This window comes from Evansella tamaricis (genome assembly GCF_019042215.1).
Taxonomy (GTDB): Bacteria; Bacillota; Bacilli; order Bacillales; family Salisediminibacteriaceae; genus Evansella; species Evansella tamaricis.
The window spans coordinates 1-16,198 of the sequence record NZ_JAHQCS010000030.1 but is presented as its reverse complement, the minus strand read 5'-3'; the positions used below and the strand labels follow the sequence as shown (position 1 = coordinate 16,198).

The window sequence follows — 16,198 nt, the reverse complement described above, 5'->3', positions numbered from 1 at the left end:
ACTTCGGAAATGACAACCGAAGTCAAAGAGCGGACTTCTAGTTGTCATTCCTCCACTGCCCTACGCTCGTGAGCCTAGGCGCTTGCGCTTTTCTTATTCATAGCATGGGTGTTTCCTTCACTTCAATGAATGACTGAGGGATATATTAACTGGAGTTTACTTCTTTAAGGCAAGTTAAATGTGATACTAATACTTCTTTATACCTACTTCCGTTGTTTATGTCATTCTAGTTATAAAAATGCACGTAATCATTTTGATTCGACAAAGACAGCCAATTACCTTCAGGTTTTTTAAAAAATCATAACTTAACATATCGATTCAAATTTTTTACAGGTTTAGGGATCTGTTTCTTACTGAGTAGCTAACAATCGCAATAGTCTCTGTGATCGGACTTGCCAGTACTCCAAATATTGAGGAGAAAAATTAAGGTTGAGGAACTAGTTTTTATATATTTTTGTTTCCTATATCAAGTACGAATACCGCTAAAAGAAGGTTTCAAAAAAAATAGTGTAAACAAGGAAAAAGAAATATTGATTTTTTTACCAGTAGAAAATATAATCAAAATATAACCAGTGCATTACAACACTAATGTACTAACTGAGATACTGAAAAGAGGTGAGTATGATTTTAAATATAGATGGAACAAAGCCAATCTATGTTCAAATTGCCGAGTGGATTGAGACGGAAATATTATTGGGACAACTTGAAAAGGATCAAAAGGTCTTCTCTCAATACCAACTGGCCGAGATGTTCAATATAAATCCAGCTACGGCAGCAAAAGGACTTAGTTTATTAGTAGATGAAGAAATCTTATATAAAAAAAGGGGGTTAGGCATGTTTGTGTCCAGTCCAGCTAAGGAAATCATACTTAAAAAACGAAAAAGTCAAACCTTAACGAAATTGATACTTGAACTTGTTTTGGAAGCAAATAGGCTGAATATTGGGGAGCAGGAACTAATCCAAATGGTCCAAACAGCCAACCTAGAATTGGAGAGGGAAAGTAAATGAATATCATAACTTTTAATCATGTTACAAAAGAATACAAAAACAAGAAGGCAATCGATAATTTATCTTTTTCTATAGAAGAAAATAAGATTACTGGAATCATTGGAAGAAATGGCGCGGGGAAGACCACTCTCTTAAAAATTATTGCTGGCTTTTTCGAGCAATCACAAGGAGAAGTAAAGGTGTTTGATGAAACACCTTTTAATAGCATAACCGTTTCTGCGAACTGCATTTTCATTGATGATCAACTATCATTCCCTTCCACATTGAATTTAGGAGAGATCCTTGATGCAACGGGGAAATTCTATGAAAACTGGGACACAAAACTAGCAAACGGGTTGTTTGATTACTTTAACCTTGATCGACACCAGTCCCATGAGCATCTTTCCAAAGGGATGAAAAGTACTTTTAATGTGATCATTGGATTAGCCTCCCGCTGTCCTTTAACTTTATTCGATGAACCAACAACAGGAATGGATGCTGCTGTAAGAAAAGATGTTTATCGGGCCTTACTAAAGGATTATATTACAAAACCACGTACGATTTTAATATCCAGTCATCACCTTCAAGAGATAGAGGATTTGTTAGAGGATATTCTTTTAATAAAAGATGGGAAAGCTCATCTTCATCTTCCTGTCAGTGATATGAAAGAATATGCCATCGGTATCAAAGGGAAGGCGTCTGTACTTGAGAAATGGTTAGAAAATAGGGATATCCTTCACAAAAGTAATTTAGGAACAGATAGTTTATATGTTGTTGTTCGAAATAATTTTTCAACTACAGAACTTGAAAAAGCTCGCGTGTCAGGTCTCATCCTGTCACAGGTAAATTCCAGTGAACTTTCCGTATACCTCACTAGCAAAACGAAAGGGGGAATTGATGATGTATTTAGCGAAACCTACAATTGGTAAAGTGATAAAAAAGCAATTTATTTATAAATTAAAAGCAAACTTGGAAGTGTACGCAACTCTTGTTGGAGTCCAACTTTTTGCTCTCCTCCTTTCTTTTAATGCAGTTGCGGGAAGTGGTGGGGGGAATAACTTTATAAACATACGAACTAACTACTATTCCGTGGACTTAGTGATTATATTTACGATGTTTTGGGCGTTTATTACTGCCATTATTTTGACCACGAAAACATCGAGGAACGAAGATTTTAATTTTGTGACCACTAGAATGATCAGCAATCTCTCTAATGGATGTTTTTTGTTGACTGCTAGCATTGTTGGAGGTGTAACCGCCATGTTAACTACCTTTATGCAAAAAATCATTTTGTTTTTTATCGGTGGGGACATCTTCTTATTACCCGAGAACGTAACTTCCTATATGTTAGAAGTTTTTATGGGCTCAGGAGTAGCAATTTTACATGTATTGCTATTGAGTATGCTTGGTTATTTTATTGGGACACTAGTTCAATTAAATAAAATTTTTGCAGTCGTCCTCCCCATTGTTTTCTTTGGCCTATTATTTACTGGGGGACAAAATGGGCCACCACTTGTGTTAACTCAAATATTCCAGTTTTTCTTTTCGGAGACATCATTAGTGCTGTTTGTATTAAAAGCAATTTTATCTGCTGCTCTTCTTCTTAACTTATCCATTTATCTTTCCAATAGATTGGAGGTAAGACTATGACAACGATGATTGGTGCTATCATACCACTTCTCCTCACACTTTTTATAATCTATGCCTTTGTTGAAATGCGACGTAAAAATAATTCAAAGGGGACTTTTTGGCGAGGTACTAGACTAAAGGTATTATTAGGTACTTACGCAACTACACTCTTGATTTCAATGCTCTTTTTTCCATTTCTCCCCTACACTAGTTATGGCGAGATATCAGAAAATGAACAGTTGCATAATGAATCTCAGCGCTTTTTTGATGCACTGTACGATGGTCGTCTCGAAGAACGAAGGGAAGAAGTGATCGTCAGGGAGAGATATCAATTTGACTATCAGGATGATATTTTATACTTAGAAACGACGAATTACACTGAATTTTATGATACTGTTTTTGTAGAGCAGTCGGAAAGTCAGGAAACGATCGAAGTCATTTATTACGTGGAGCTTGGAAAGTATCGTCAGTTAATAAACACAGAAGATATTCCAACGTTAAGGGCAGATCTTTTTGGAAATCGATTGCACTTAGAACAACCTGACCTGTTGACGATAAACTTTTTCGAGTATAAAAAAGAATTCCCCTTAGCTCAGTTTTCTGGAGAGGATTGGTGGGATGATCGTGGATATCGTTATCTCGGTCAAAGCGCCATTTATATAAAAGTGCCTGAGGAACTTCAAGTAATCAGTCGTATGGCTGACGGCCATCTTCAGTTTGTCCGATAATTACCTCGCTTTAGGTAAACATAGATACCTAAACGCACGCCCGTAGGTCTATAAAGGGATATTAACAAAAGTATGGTCTTTGACTTTAAAAAAAGAAGAAAACAGTCAGCCAAAAATAAGGCTGACTGTTTCTTGTTTGTTTATAATTTAAACGAACTTTTAAGTTCAACGATTCGGTTAAAGACTAGTTTGTCCTCCGTCGTTTCTTTTGGATCCACATTAAAATAGCCATGGCGGAAAAACTGAAATTTATCATGGGCTTTTGCTTCTTCCATATTTGGCTCCACAAAGCCATTGGCCACTTCCAAGGAGTTAGGATTGACTTGATCTAAAAAGTCATCCCCTCCCCTTTCATCTAAAATGAGGGAGTCATATAAACGGAACTCTGCTTTTTTAGCATTCGATGCTTCCACCCAATGTAGCGTCCCCTTTACTTTTCTTCCCGTGAAACCAGTGCCACTTTTCGTTTCAGGGTCATATGTACAGTGAAGTTCTATCACATTTCCTTGGTCATCTTTAATGACTTCATTACATTTAATGAAATAAGCATGCTTAAGACGAACTTCATTTCCAGGGAAAAGTCTAAAGTATTTTTTAGGTGGGTTTTCCATGAAATCACTTTGTTCCACATAGATCTCTCTAGAGAATGGTATTTTACGAGTTCCCATCTCAGGGTTCTCCGGGTTTATTTCCGCATCTAGCCATTCCACTTCTCCCTCAGGATAGTTAGTGATTACCACCTTTAAGGGATGAAGAACGGACATTGTTCGCGGTGCTTTCATTTTTAAATCTTCACGAATAAAATGCTCAAGCATTCTCACATCAACTGTATTGTCTGATTTGGCAACACCAATCTCACGGCAAAATTGTTTAATGGATTCTGGTGTAAAACCACGGCGGCGGAATCCTGATATAGTAGGCATTCTCGGGTCATCCCAGCCGTCTACATAGTTCTCATCCACGAAAAGCTTAAGTTTACGTTTACTCATTACGGTATTCGTTAAGTTTAATCTAGCGAATTCTATTTGCTTAGGTTTAGCTTCCATTTCGCATTCTTCCACAACCCAGTTATAAAGGGGGCGTTGATCCTCAAACTCCAATGTACAGATGGAATGGGTTACCCCTTCAATAGCGTCCTCTAACGGGTGTGCAAACGAATACATTGGATAAATACACCACTTATCCCCAGTATTATGGTGTTCCGCATGGGAAATTCGGTAAATAACAGGATCCCTCATGTTTATATTTGGTGAAGACATATCAATTTTGGCCCGTAACACTCTCTCCCCATTTTGAAACTCCCCATTTTTCATCCGAGTAAAAAGATCCAGATTTTCCTCGACTGTCCGGTTACGATGGGGACTTTCCTTTCCAGGTTCTTTTAATGTTCCACGGTATTCACGAATTTGCTCTTGGGACATATCTTCCACATAAGCTAATCCTTTTTTAATGAGGAGAACTGCCCGATCATACATCTCATCAAAATAATTAGATGCAAAATGCAAACCATCCCATTCATATCCAAGCCATTCAATATCTTCTTTAATGGATTCTACAAACTCCCTGTCTTCTTTTAAAGGATTTGTATCATCAAAGCGAAGATTCGTTTTCCCTTTAAACTCATCGGCGATTTCAAAGTTGAGAACTATAGATTTAGCATGTCCGATATGCAAATAGCCATTTGGCTCTGGAGGGAAACGGGTAATGATTTGATCATGTTTACCTGTAGCGAGATCCTCTTTTATTATATTTTTAATAAAGTTGGATGATGTGTTCATTGTTTCACTCATAAAATCAACCTTTCGTCACCAATTTTCTATACTAGTTGTTATATCATAAAAAGGGGCATTTATCTATGTAGGTTCTTTGAACTCTTTGGAAGATTTTTCTTTCGTACTGTCTATATATTAGATCATTAATAACATTTTCTCCACAACCTATACATTCTAACATGTTTTCCACTATATTCGTACCTATTCCCGATTGGGTAAAGAAATTTAAGAATGAAAGTTAAAGGTTAGTATTCAAGTATGAAAATGGAACCGATCCGTTTAAAGGTGTCATTAGTTTTTCATTTGAGACATATAGTGCTACGTAGGATACAGTTGGTGCATTAACTCACTTTTATAAAGGTGGTGCATAAGCAAATATGTCAAAGAAATTGATAAAAGAGGCTTTATTTGAACTGAGGTTTTGGATGCAGGTTCTTGGGGATCATGGACGATTTATCCATGACTCACTCTCACCCGGTGAAAAAGATTATGTGAGGCAGGCAGATTATTTTATTAAAACATTTGATAAACTGTTGGAGGATTCAAGACAAACGCCAGCAGAAGGAAAACTCATGTCCATATTAAAAGAGGCTGAAAAACAAAGTGAAGAAATACGGAAATTTAAGCTGAAAATAATTGAGGAACATTTGATTGGAGATATTAAGATTCAATTACCCCCATCCTTTTTAAATCATATGGTAAATGAAGTAGAAGAAGCACTTAGGATCTTATCCTTTTTAGCTAGAGGAGAAATCCCCCCTTCCGTCCACCCCTTACACCATGACTTAATCTGGCTTTTAGATGCCGCAGGTCATGCCGGTGCTATCAGTGATAATTTAGACCATGTGGAGTATGATTTAAAATATAAAAGCGACCAATTTAAAAATGATTGGGAAGAGTTCTATTTAAAAGCTATTGAATTAGCTGGTTATTTACGGGCAAATGTAAACCACTTCCCGGCATTGTCAAAGTTCCATCAAGACATTGAGTTAGAAATGATTGTATTCCGAACTTTTTTAGCCGAATTGGAAGAAATGAGGTTAACGAAGGAAAGTCTAGGTGTATTATCTCCCCTGATGGCTGATCATATGGCCCGTGAAGAATGTTATTATTTAATGAAACTGGCTGAAACAACGGAACTCCAGTCACCAGATTGTGATCCTACGACGCCAAGAACAGAATAATTCATAAAATTGTCGGGGACCAGGTCCCCGACAATTTTATGTATTTTTTACTACAAATCCTGTAATTATACTTTTAACCACTTCCGGTTGCTCGAAGATCGTAACATGTGCTGCATTTGGAATGATTGCAAACTCCGCTTGAGGAATCTTTTTCACTAATATTTCTGAGAATTTCCTTGGCATCAATTTGTCCTCTTCCCCTACCAACACTAGAGAAGGACATCCGATTTTTTCCAATTCTCCCGTCATAGTAGTATCATTAATAAATGTATCATAAAGATTGATTTGGCCTTTAAAATAATCTGGGTGAATCTCATTTAATAACTGGGCTCTCTCATCAAGAAACCCCCTATTAGCACTCACAAAATCATTATGATAAATAGAAGGAACAACACCCCAAAAGAACTCCTCACCACTCCCCTTTTCTGCAAACTTTTTCCAACCCTCCACGAACAAGCGTGCATTGTCATCAATTTCACTTGCCCCTCCAATAATAGTTAAACTGCCTGTTTCATCCGGGTAATCCATTGCAAACCTTAAGCCCACCTGACTTCCATAGGAAGTACTGATAATATGAATCTTTTTAATTTCTAAATAATCCAAAAGTTGTTTAAGATCGGAGGCATGATCTTTAAAAGTATATGGCCCTTTCGGTTTGTCAGACTTCATTTGTCCTTTAAAATCATGCAATAAAACTGAATATCCCAATTTCTCGAAAAGAGGGTAATAAAGAGCCCAGCTCGCTGTAGTTGTCATTACACCGTTTAAAAATACGACGGCAATCTCCTTTTTTCCGGTTCCCTTTATCTCATAAAATAACTTACCATTGTTCATTTCAAAAAATGGCATTTACTCCACCACCTTGTCACTTTATATCAACATTTCTAGTGTAACTTCCTTTAGTTACAAATAGGGTACATTTTTATCCCATAACATGAAACAATAATAAAAAAATGGCAGGTGAACTGAAATGAATCATTTTTTAGATAAGTTAGGAATGTTTTCTAAACATTTAGGGGAGGGTGTTTCAAAATTATTTAAGCAAGAAGCAAAACGGAATATAAGAATTCGAGAACTTGCAGCGTTTATATTAGCCCATACGGATACAAAGAAGAAATCAGAGGAACTTTTGGGCTTAGTTTTTAATGAATACCGCCTTTCCATTGGTCCTATTTCAATGAAACTCGAAACAAAGGGGACAAATGATGAGTATATTTTGGAACTAGTAGCTATGGAGCAAGGAGAAGAATTGTTTTCATATAAATCATATGAAGAGAAGCAATCGGAAAAGGATAAACACCAAATTCCAGAATATGTATATGTTTACCTTGCAGAGGTTTAGTAGTAATGTTCACAAAAAAGTCAGGGACCTGGTCCCTGACTTTTTTGTGAATTTTTTTATCTTTAATGCATATATTTTCTTATTCATATTCTAAAATCTGTGGTAAAGTAGATTAGTTAGCGGAGTTCGAAACCATCCTCCGCTTTATAAATAAAAACTAGGAGATGATTTTTAATGAATAATACTGTATGTTTCGATGAAGCGAAGCAACATAAATTAATATTGCTTTGCGCACTGTTTTTCACTGCATTACTAGTATCTAATGTGATTTCCACCAAGCTGTTTACCGTTGGAGGCATCGTTTTAACAGCAGGACTTCTAACTTATCCTTTAACATTTTTAATTACTGACTCCATATCAGAAGTGTTTGGTAAAGCTACGGCCAAACGGGTAGTTATTTATGGCCTTATTTCAAATGTTATGATGATTGGCTTTTTCTACATGGCTATTATGTTACCACCTGCTGGATTTTGGCCAATGCAGGCTGAGTTTGAAGCCATATTAGGTGCTGTTCCAAGAATGGTTGCCGCCTCCCTTATTGCCTATTCCATATCTCAGCTTTGGGATGTTCATATTTTCCATAAACTTAAAGAAATGACAAAGGGTAAGCATTTGTGGTTAAGAAATAATGGGAGCACACTTTCCAGTCAATTGGTTGACTCCTGCATCTTCATTTTTATTGCTTTTTACGGCACAATGCCACTATCCGCCATCTTTGCTATGATCGGTACTCAGTATGTCATAAAGTTAGTTTTTGCTTTAGCTGATACACCATTTATATACTTGACTGTAAAATGGCTATATGGGCAACCTATTTTTAAAGGAAAATCGAATAAGGAGGCACCTGCCCATGTCTCATAACTATGACCGCAGCAAGGAAGTTAACCTCCTAGGTCAAGAGGAAAATGATTATACCTTTGAATATAACCCGAAAGTGTTGGAATCATTTCAAAACCAACATCCTTATCGTGATTATTTTGTGAAGTTTAATTGTCCTGAATTCACAAGCCTTTGTCCTAAAACAGGTCAGCCAGATTTTGCGACCATTTATATCAGCTATATTCCAGATATAAAAATGGTGGAGAGTAAATCCCTTAAAATGTACTTGTTCAGTTTTCGGAATCATGGGGATTTCCATGAAGACTGTATTAATATCATCGTAAACGATCTTGTTGATTTAATGGATCCCCGCTATATTGAAGTGTGGGGGAAATTTACCCCACGTGGAGGTATTTCTATTGATCCTTTTGTTAATTACGGTAAACCTGGTACTAAGTATGAAAAGATGGCAGAACATCGACTGATGAATCACGATATGTATCCAGAAACTATAGATAATAGATAATAGAATCCCCTTTGAAATCCTCTAATGAGGTGTATTTCAGCGGTGCAAAAACTTCTAAATTCTTACCTTTCAAGCAAAAACACATTTGTTTTTAACAGGAAAAATCCATTCTCAAATAAAATGAGAATGGATTTTACAGTCTTTCCGTATGACTTTCTATTGTTGATACAATTTCTTCAAATGTGTATTTATGATTTACCACATCCACTGTAAAGTCTTGTTCTTCATCAATGCCCATTGTCCACCTATAATGATTAATTTTCAAGAAAACAATTTTAGAAGCAAGTGCTGTACGTTTATTGGCATTATGAAAGGCATGATTCTTCGCCAATGATTCAAAAAGTGCAGCTGCTTTTTCATAGACAGAAGGATATGCATCTCTACCAAATACAGATTGTTTAGGTCGATTAATGGCTGAATCTAAGAGATTTGGATCTTTTACACCTAAAGGTTCATTCGGCGAATACAAGCGAATTTGGATCGAATTGATTGCGATTACCTGATTTGTTGTTAAATAAATAATTTCGTCCATTATCTGTTCACTAACCCTTTAAAAGCTTTATCATGTTCTTTTATGACATCATTAAGGATATCCATGAATTCGGCATCCACACCTTCAGGAAGGTTTATCTGTTCTTTTTTCCGTAAAATGATTTTCCCATCTTTAACTTCCACTTGTACGTCATCCCCTTGAGCTAAACCAACTTCTCTCAGTAGTTCAGCAGGAAGAGTTATTCCGAAGCTATTTCCAATCTTAGTTACTTTTCTTTCGAATTGTTCCAATTTATTACACCCCCATTATAATCGTTATAACAATTATAACATATTTTGTTACAAGAAATGAAAGTGTTGTTTATATATTAAATGGAGGCTGTGGGTTGAAAGTAGATATTGTGAAGTTCTATACTTAAACTATTTGCATTAGCTAGATAAGTAATTATGAAAGCAATGGCACAAAGACCTTCGTGCCATTTTAGTATGCTAATTAAACTGTAATTTTAATTGGAAACATGTGTGATTTAGCATGTGAATAAGTCTGTGTTTTGCCGTTTTACACTTAGCAAGTAAACCCGTTAGAATTCCTCGAGGGCACTGAAAAAGTATCTTACAACTTTTTCAGTGCCTTTTATTTGTATGGCAATGGCTAAGCTCATTGCTTCGAGGGATTGTAAAAGTGAAAAAGCACCACTTTTTCAGTTCCCTCGAATTCCTCAAAGGAGTTTTTAAGAAAAATATCGTTCGTAAATTGACTGGCAGATGCCCTTAAATAAAGTACAATAACAATAAGAATAGATATGGGGGCTGTGGAATGGACGATAAAAAAATAATGATGGTAACTGGAGCAAATTCCGGTATGGGAAAAGCAACGGCATTAGCTTTTGCCAAAATGGGTGCACATGTTATTATGCTATGCAGAAACGAGGAAAAAGGAATTGCTGCCCAACAGGAAATCATCTCTGAAAGTAAAAATCAAAAGGTAGAATTATTCTTATGTGATCTAGGGAAACTGGAGGATATCCGAAGAGTAGCACAAGCAATTAATGAAAAGTTCCCTAGACTTGACGTTTTAGTAAACAACGCCGCAATCATTACAACGACACGTCAAGAAACAAAAGATGGTTTTGAACTCCAATTTGGAGTGAATCATCTTGGCCCCTTCCTCTTAACCAATTTATTGCTGGAGAAAATAAAAGCTGGGAATTCATCCCGAATTATAAATGTCTCTTCCGGTGCCCATAAATTTGGAAATATCGACTTTAACGATCTTCATACATCACAAAGAAAGTATCGCACGTTTTCTGTATATGGTCAGTCAAAACTTGCTAACATTTTATTTACAATTGAATTGGCACAACAACTGAGAGATACTGGGGTCACGGTAAATTGTTTACATCCTGGGGCAGTTTCCACTAACCTTGGTATTGACCGAGATACTGGTTTTGGAAAAACAATTGTACGCATTCTTCAACCTTTTTTTAAAACTGCAGAAGAAGGGGCAGATACTGCCATTTATTTGGCTACCTCCCCTGAGGTACAAGGTATAACCGGTAAATATTTTATAAATCGAAAACCTGTAGTTACAAAGCGTACAGCAACTGACAGATCCGTAGCTAAAAGATTGTGGAAAGTAAGTGAAGAATTGGTTAGTAAAACATAAGATTAGATTCCATACTAGAACGAAACCCCTGTATTCACTAGTTGTGAAAGCAGGGGTCTAATTTTAATTTCATTTGTTTTTTTGGACCTAACCCTAACCTCTGTGTCATTTTTCTACAGAAGGGCTAAGGACAGGGCTCTCATTTGGTTTATATAATATTTTTGCCAACAGTGTTTGGAAAATCAGAAATATACCCCCAATAGTCCAATACAACGGCAATGCTGCAGCCATATTAAAAGAGAAGATTCCCATCATCACCGGCATCATCAATCCCATAATCTTCATCATGCCTTCTTGTCCAGGCTGAACGGTCATTCCAATTTGAGAAACTTTGAATTGAACAAAATAAACAGCCGTTGCCAGAAAAGGTAAGATTAAATCCCTCTCTCCCAAGTTAAACCACAAAAAGGCTTGTTCAGCAATTTCCGGTGTTCGCATAATCGCCCAATAAAATCCCATTAAAATCGGCAGTTGAATAAGCATTGGTAAGCAACCCATGGATGCAATCGGGTTAAAATTATGCTTTTGGTAAAGCCCCATCATTTCTTGTTGCATTTTTTGCTTTGATTGTTGATCATTTTTGTCTTTATATTTTTCTTGTATTTCTTTCATTTCTGGCTGAATAACACTCATTTTTTCCTTCATTACGAGTTGATTCTTTGACTGTTTCATCATTAAAGGAAGAAGTGCTAGACGAATTAACAGTGTCATTACTACGAGAGACAAACCATAGCTGCCGTTAAACACCCCAGCGAAAAATTTTATAGAAAACGAAAATGGAAATACAACATAGTGATTAAAAAATCCAGCGGTGTTCTCATCAATTGGTTCATTCGTTGCCCCACAACCTGCTAATAGTAAAACTAAAATTCCAAGTATTACAATATAACCATATTTCCTAAAGACGGTGAATACAGAATGTTTCTTCTGCTCCATAGATGTTTTCCTCCTCGAGTGTTTTCATTTTCATGTTGTTTCATTGAGGAGAAGTGGTATTCACCATCGTCTTCAGGCGCTTCTTTCCGTTTAATTATTCTTGTGATAAAACTTTGTTTTTCCTCTAATTTCTCGGAAAACGAATCTTCCGTAGAAATGAGAAAAAGGGAAGACTGAATTTCCCGGTTTGTCAAGTAACGGTGGCGCACCACATATTCCTTCGTCATACTGCTCATAACATGGACAGCAATGAAGGATATATATAAACTGACTGACAACAGTATTGGAACGAGATCATTGGAAACTTCAAAAATCATCCTTGTATTCACCTCCTTTAATAGGGGAATTATCCCGTAATCTTCATTAATATGCTTATCATCGTTTATTTTGATAAGAATGTCAAAGCTAATTTAATGGAAAACAAACGGTCACTTTCCTTTATTTATCCTTTTCCATTCTTGCCTTTTCATCTGCAGGATAAACAATTCCCATTTGCTTCCTTGATTCTTCTAATAGTTTAGCAGTAGTGAAAGTTCGTTCATACGTATTAATCGTTGATTCCAACACGTTGTTTTTGATTAAATCAATAAATTCTTTTACTTCATAGTACATTGATTCATTACGTTGTGGAACTGTAATATCTTCTACCGTTCCGTCTTTATAATGAATCTCCACATGTTCTGGGGTATGGATTTTATCTATCACAATATTTCCATTCTCCCCTTGAATTTCCGAAGGGAGATTCGAATTCGCTATTTTTGAAAAAATGATTGTTGCATCCATTCCACATTCATAACTTAACAAGATACTGCCTTGACCATCAACACCTGATTCCAACTTAATTCCTGCAGCACTCACTGAGTTTGGTTCTCCAAATAGCGTAACAAGTGGATAAACACAATAAATTCCAATATCCATTAACGAGCCATTTGAAAACGTTGGATCAAATGCATTTAACACGATTCCCTCTTTATACTTATCGTATCGTGATGAGTATTGACAATAATTTGCATTATATCGGCGAACTTTTCCAATCTTATGCATGTTATCCTTGATCACTTGGAAATTTGGCAGACATGTGGTTTTTAGAGCTTCCATTAAAAGCACGTTATTAGCCCTAGCTGTCTGAATCATCTTATTCACTTCAAAAACATTAGAAGCCAGCGGTTTTTCACAGATCACATGTTTTCCGTTGGTCATACATTGAATTGCCTGCTCCATATGATAGGAGTTTGGACTTGCAATATAGACTGCGTCCACAACATCTCCTGTAACCATTTTTTCTATTGAAGTGACCGTGTTTGTTATTCCGAACTTGGATGCAAACTCTTTAGCCTTCGGTTCTGTTCTAGAATAAACGGCTTCCAATTGAAAATCTTCCACTAGATTAGCTGATTCAATAAACCTTTCCGTGATCCAATTGGTTCCAATAACACCAAATCGTATCATCATATTTCCCCTATTCTCTTTTCATTCATTTTGGTAGCACAGGATCCCTATTTAAAAACGCGGTCATACAATGAATAGCTCCCCATCCATTCATCACTTCGTCCATTGGCAATTCAATTACATTCACACCATTGTCTTCAAGTAATAATTTTGTTTCAGGACTACCTTCTGGTGTCACAATTTTCCCAGGTTCTAGCGCCACGAAATTCATGCTCATTCCTTGTTTCAACTCTTCAATATTCGTTAACTCAATGAGTTCTACTCCCAAGTCTAGAAGCTGTTTCGCACAATCATAACCAACATGCCACGGAAAAATAACCAGCTTATTTTCATCTACCATGTTCATATAACCATCTAAATGGATAGAACCATAAGGGATTTCTGTGCGGATAATGTTTTTAACTCCAATATTCCGAAGCTCATTTTCTACCTGTCTTGCTCCAGATTCATTCGTCCTGCTCCCAGTACCGATGATAACTGTTTCCCTGTTAATCCACATGGCACTTGCCCCTTCAAAATACCCGTCTCCATTAATAGTCTTTATAATGGGAACGCCTAAAGCAGAAAGGGTTGCGGCTACTGCTCGTTCTTCCCCACGGCGGGCTGGGATTGCCGGTCGGCATACGATCGCCCCTTCAGGTGTCATAAACATTAGATCTCTCATAAACATGGCATTCGGACGATCTACTCGTTGATTTTGGACATAATAGACATCCACACCATGATCCTGATATATTTGTGCAAGCTGATCCTGCTGTTGCCTTGCCCTCTCGTGGTTCATGGCAGCCCGAAAACGATATTGGCTAAAATTGTCTTCTGTAATTCCTTCTATCTCCAAACCTGGACGGTGCATAAGGACAGCGCGAAGTTTTCCCACTTCCGAATCACAGTACCAATCTCCCCATAATTCTTTCATGTCGTCAGAAAAGGGTTGTTCTGATGGAAACCATCTCTCCCCTTGTACTTTAATTTTATTTTTCAGTGTCATTCTACTGTTCCTCCTAAACTTTTTTCATTCTATAGTTTCTATTAAACCATGATGTAATTTACATTTCATATGTTATACATTGCTGTGGGCATCGCTTTTAAAGAATCAATGACGCTACTGAAACAACTAGATTGATAGATGACAAACTTCAGTAATATATCAAAAAGAAGGGACAGATATCTGCAAGGACACATTATACTACCTACAAATATCTATCATTATTTGAATCATTTTTACCGATAGTGCGTTTAACAACTAGTCCGATTTTTTTATAAAACATATCTTATAGTATCCAAGTGAAGGAAGGGGCAAATCAATAGTTCCATGTCACTTGGTAGCAAGGTGCACCCAATACCCCTTCTGAGTTCCTCCTTTTTTAGGCCTACTACAGACGAAGTTTGTCTGTAAGTAGGCCCTTTAATGAGAAAATCCAATGTAGATATTCCTTCACGAAATTTTTTTAGTATGCTCCTCGAATATGATCTTGAACTTCCTTTTTATAAAACTCTTCCAGTTGTTTCATTTCTTTCCCACTAAATGGAGGAACTTGAAGTGCAGCTAAATTATCCTCCACTTGCTTCACATTTTTGAATCCTGGAATAACCGATGTAATAGAATCATGTTCTAAGATCCAACGGAGTGCAGCACGTGTCATATTTTTACGGTCTTCTGCAATCCAACGGAGTTTTTCACTAAGTTCTACTCCTTTGGAAAATTCCAGACCTGCAAATGTTTCTCCAACATTAAACGCTTGTCCATCACGGTTAAAATTTCGGTGATCATCCGATTCAAAAGAAGTTGTAGAAGTGAATTTTCCAGTTAAAAGTCCACTTGCTAAAGGTACTCTCGCAAGGATACCAACTCCACGTTCCTTAGCCTCCGGAAATAATTGATCCAACGGTTTTTGCCGGAAGATATTAAAAATCACTTGAAGTGCTTTTACATTTGGATTTTCTAAACAAAATAGTCCCTCTTCCACAGTTTCTACACTTACTCCATAATGACGAATTTTTCCTTCTTGCTGAAGTTTGTCGAGCACCTCAAATACAGAACCATTCTTCAGTACTTCAAATGGAGCACAATGAATCTGATACAAATCAACACGTTCACGTTCTAATCTAGAAAGACTTTTCTCTAAATACGTTCGAACACTTTCTTCTGAGTATGTTTTTGGATCATGGATATCTCCGCCACGGCAAAATTTAGTGGCAATATGAATTTTATCTTCTTTCCCTTTCGTTGCCTGAGCGAGAAGTTTTTCGCTATGTCCATCACCATAAACATCTGCTGTATCAAAGAAATTAACACCTGCATCCATTGCACGGTCCAAAGCACGTAACGACTCTTTGTCATCGGTGGTCCCCCAGGAACCTCCAATTGCCCATGTTCCGAAACTCAACTCACTTATGTTTAAATCCGTATTGCCTAATCGACGATAGTTCATTTTTATCACCTTCCAAGTATTTTATTCTAGTACTTAACCTACAACGCCTATCTTTTATTATCCTTTATATGTCCAGGAAAACTAAATTAAATTTTTCCCTTACATTTTAACACAATATCGCCAATAACATGTTAAACGAGAATTAGAAGGATGATTTCTCAAGGCGAGAAGATAACATTTTGATCCCCTCTCGAAAACCATAGAGAAAAGTAGTAGAATATATATTGGTATTCTTA

General features: G+C 36.7%; 18 protein-coding genes. 9 read left to right on the top strand and 9 right to left on the bottom strand.

The window, feature by feature from the left end; translation table 11 throughout:
- Window positions 1–621 precede the first annotated feature (621 nt).
- Genes KS419_RS01665 through KS419_RS01650 form a run of 4 tightly spaced genes read left to right on the top strand, consistent with a single transcriptional unit; the run spans window position 622 to window position 3,344 of the window.
- The gene (locus KS419_RS01665; protein WP_217064355.1) at window positions 622–1,008 is read left to right on the top strand and encodes a GntR family transcriptional regulator; all 387 of its coding nucleotides are present in this window, start codon (window positions 622–624) and stop codon (window positions 1,006–1,008) included.
- On the top strand, window positions 1,005–1,916 hold the full coding sequence (locus KS419_RS01660; protein ID WP_217064354.1) for an ATP-binding cassette domain-containing protein: 912 nt from the start codon (window positions 1,005–1,007) through the stop codon (window positions 1,914–1,916). The genes KS419_RS01665 and KS419_RS01660 overlap by 4 nt, the downstream gene beginning before the upstream one ends.
- Window positions 1,885–2,637 (top strand): hypothetical protein, encoded by a 753-nt coding sequence (locus KS419_RS01655; RefSeq protein WP_217064353.1) that lies wholly within the window; start codon window positions 1,885–1,887, stop codon window positions 2,635–2,637. Before KS419_RS01660 ends, KS419_RS01655 begins: the two co-directional genes overlap by 32 nt.
- Window positions 2,634–3,344, top strand: coding sequence for a hypothetical protein (locus tag KS419_RS01650; RefSeq protein WP_217064352.1), 711 nt, complete (start codon window positions 2,634–2,636; stop codon window positions 3,342–3,344). Before KS419_RS01655 ends, KS419_RS01650 begins: the two co-directional genes overlap by 4 nt.
- A gap of 140 nt (window positions 3,345–3,484) precedes the next feature.
- On the opposite strand, the gene KS419_RS01645 is transcribed toward KS419_RS01650, so the two are convergent.
- Window positions 3,485–5,134 (bottom strand): glutamine--tRNA ligase/YqeY domain fusion protein, encoded by a 1,650-nt coding sequence (locus tag KS419_RS01645; protein WP_217064351.1) that lies wholly within the window; start codon window positions 5,132–5,134, stop codon window positions 3,485–3,487.
- Window positions 5,135–5,493: 359 nt separating this feature from the next.
- Here KS419_RS01645 and KS419_RS01640 point away from each other — a divergent pair, with 359 nt between their 5' ends.
- Complete coding sequence (locus KS419_RS01640) at window positions 5,494–6,300, top strand: DUF2935 domain-containing protein (protein WP_217064350.1); 807 nt, start codon at window positions 5,494–5,496, stop codon at window positions 6,298–6,300.
- Between the two features lie 36 nt (window positions 6,301–6,336).
- Here the strand turns inward: KS419_RS01640 and KS419_RS01635 are convergent, their stop codons facing one another.
- Window positions 6,337–7,149, bottom strand: coding sequence for an alpha/beta fold hydrolase (locus KS419_RS01635; RefSeq protein ID WP_217064349.1), 813 nt, complete (start codon window positions 7,147–7,149; stop codon window positions 6,337–6,339).
- A 121-nt stretch (window positions 7,150–7,270) separates the two neighbouring features.
- On the opposite strand from KS419_RS01635, the gene KS419_RS01630 reads away from it, so the two are divergent.
- The 3 genes from KS419_RS01630 (at window position 7,271) to queF (ending at window position 8,987) form a co-directional block, all read left to right on the top strand.
- Window positions 7,271–7,642, top strand: coding sequence for a hypothetical protein (locus KS419_RS01630; RefSeq protein ID WP_217064348.1), 372 nt, complete (start codon window positions 7,271–7,273; stop codon window positions 7,640–7,642).
- Window positions 7,643–7,816: 174 nt separating this feature from the next.
- Entirely contained in the window at window positions 7,817–8,503 is a 687-nt protein-coding gene (locus KS419_RS01625; protein WP_217064347.1) for a queuosine precursor transporter, read from the top strand.
- Window positions 8,493–8,987, top strand: a complete 495-nt coding sequence (queF, locus tag KS419_RS01620; protein ID WP_217064346.1) for a preQ(1) synthase — start codon at window positions 8,493–8,495, stop codon at window positions 8,985–8,987. Before KS419_RS01625 ends, queF begins: the two co-directional genes overlap by 11 nt.
- A 133-nt stretch (window positions 8,988–9,120) precedes the next feature.
- Here the strand turns inward: queF and KS419_RS01615 are convergent, their stop codons facing one another.
- Window positions 9,121–9,519 (bottom strand): type II toxin-antitoxin system death-on-curing family toxin, encoded by a 399-nt coding sequence (locus KS419_RS01615; protein WP_217064345.1) that lies wholly within the window; start codon window positions 9,517–9,519, stop codon window positions 9,121–9,123.
- Window positions 9,519–9,770 carry an AbrB/MazE/SpoVT family DNA-binding domain-containing protein gene (locus KS419_RS01610; RefSeq protein WP_217064344.1) on the bottom strand — a complete coding sequence of 84 codons (252 nt, stop codon included), beginning with the start codon at window positions 9,768–9,770 and terminating at the stop codon, window positions 9,519–9,521. Before KS419_RS01610 ends, KS419_RS01615 begins: the two co-directional genes overlap by 1 nt.
- A gap of 526 nt (window positions 9,771–10,296) precedes the next feature.
- Between KS419_RS01610 and KS419_RS01605 the strand changes: the two genes are divergently transcribed.
- Window positions 10,297–11,145, top strand: coding sequence for an SDR family oxidoreductase (locus KS419_RS01605; RefSeq protein WP_217064343.1), 849 nt, complete (start codon window positions 10,297–10,299; stop codon window positions 11,143–11,145).
- 105 nt (window positions 11,146–11,250) lie between these two features.
- Here KS419_RS01605 and yidC read toward each other — a convergent pair whose 3' ends face one another.
- The 5 genes from yidC to KS419_RS01580 form a co-directional block, all read right to left on the bottom strand.
- Window positions 11,251–12,081 carry a membrane protein insertase YidC gene (gene yidC / locus KS419_RS01600; RefSeq protein ID WP_217064342.1) on the bottom strand — a complete coding sequence of 277 codons (831 nt, stop codon included), beginning with the start codon at window positions 12,079–12,081 and terminating at the stop codon, window positions 11,251–11,253.
- Window positions 12,024–12,398, bottom strand: coding sequence for a hypothetical protein (locus KS419_RS01595; RefSeq protein WP_217064341.1), 375 nt, complete (start codon window positions 12,396–12,398; stop codon window positions 12,024–12,026). The genes yidC and KS419_RS01595 overlap by 58 nt, the downstream gene beginning before the upstream one ends.
- 121 nt (window positions 12,399–12,519) lie before the next feature.
- The gene (locus KS419_RS01590) at window positions 12,520–13,530 is read right to left on the bottom strand and encodes a Gfo/Idh/MocA family protein (protein WP_217064340.1); all 1,011 of its coding nucleotides are present in this window, start codon (window positions 13,528–13,530) and stop codon (window positions 12,520–12,522) included.
- Between the two features lie 25 nt (window positions 13,531–13,555).
- Window positions 13,556–14,518, bottom strand: a complete 963-nt coding sequence (locus KS419_RS01585) for a dimethylarginine dimethylaminohydrolase family protein (RefSeq protein ID WP_217064339.1) — start codon at window positions 14,516–14,518, stop codon at window positions 13,556–13,558.
- A 460-nt stretch (window positions 14,519–14,978) separates the two neighbouring features.
- On the bottom strand, window positions 14,979–15,962 hold the full coding sequence (locus KS419_RS01580) for an aldo/keto reductase (protein WP_217064338.1): 984 nt from the start codon (window positions 15,960–15,962) through the stop codon (window positions 14,979–14,981).
- Window positions 15,963–16,198: the final 236 nt, after the last annotated feature.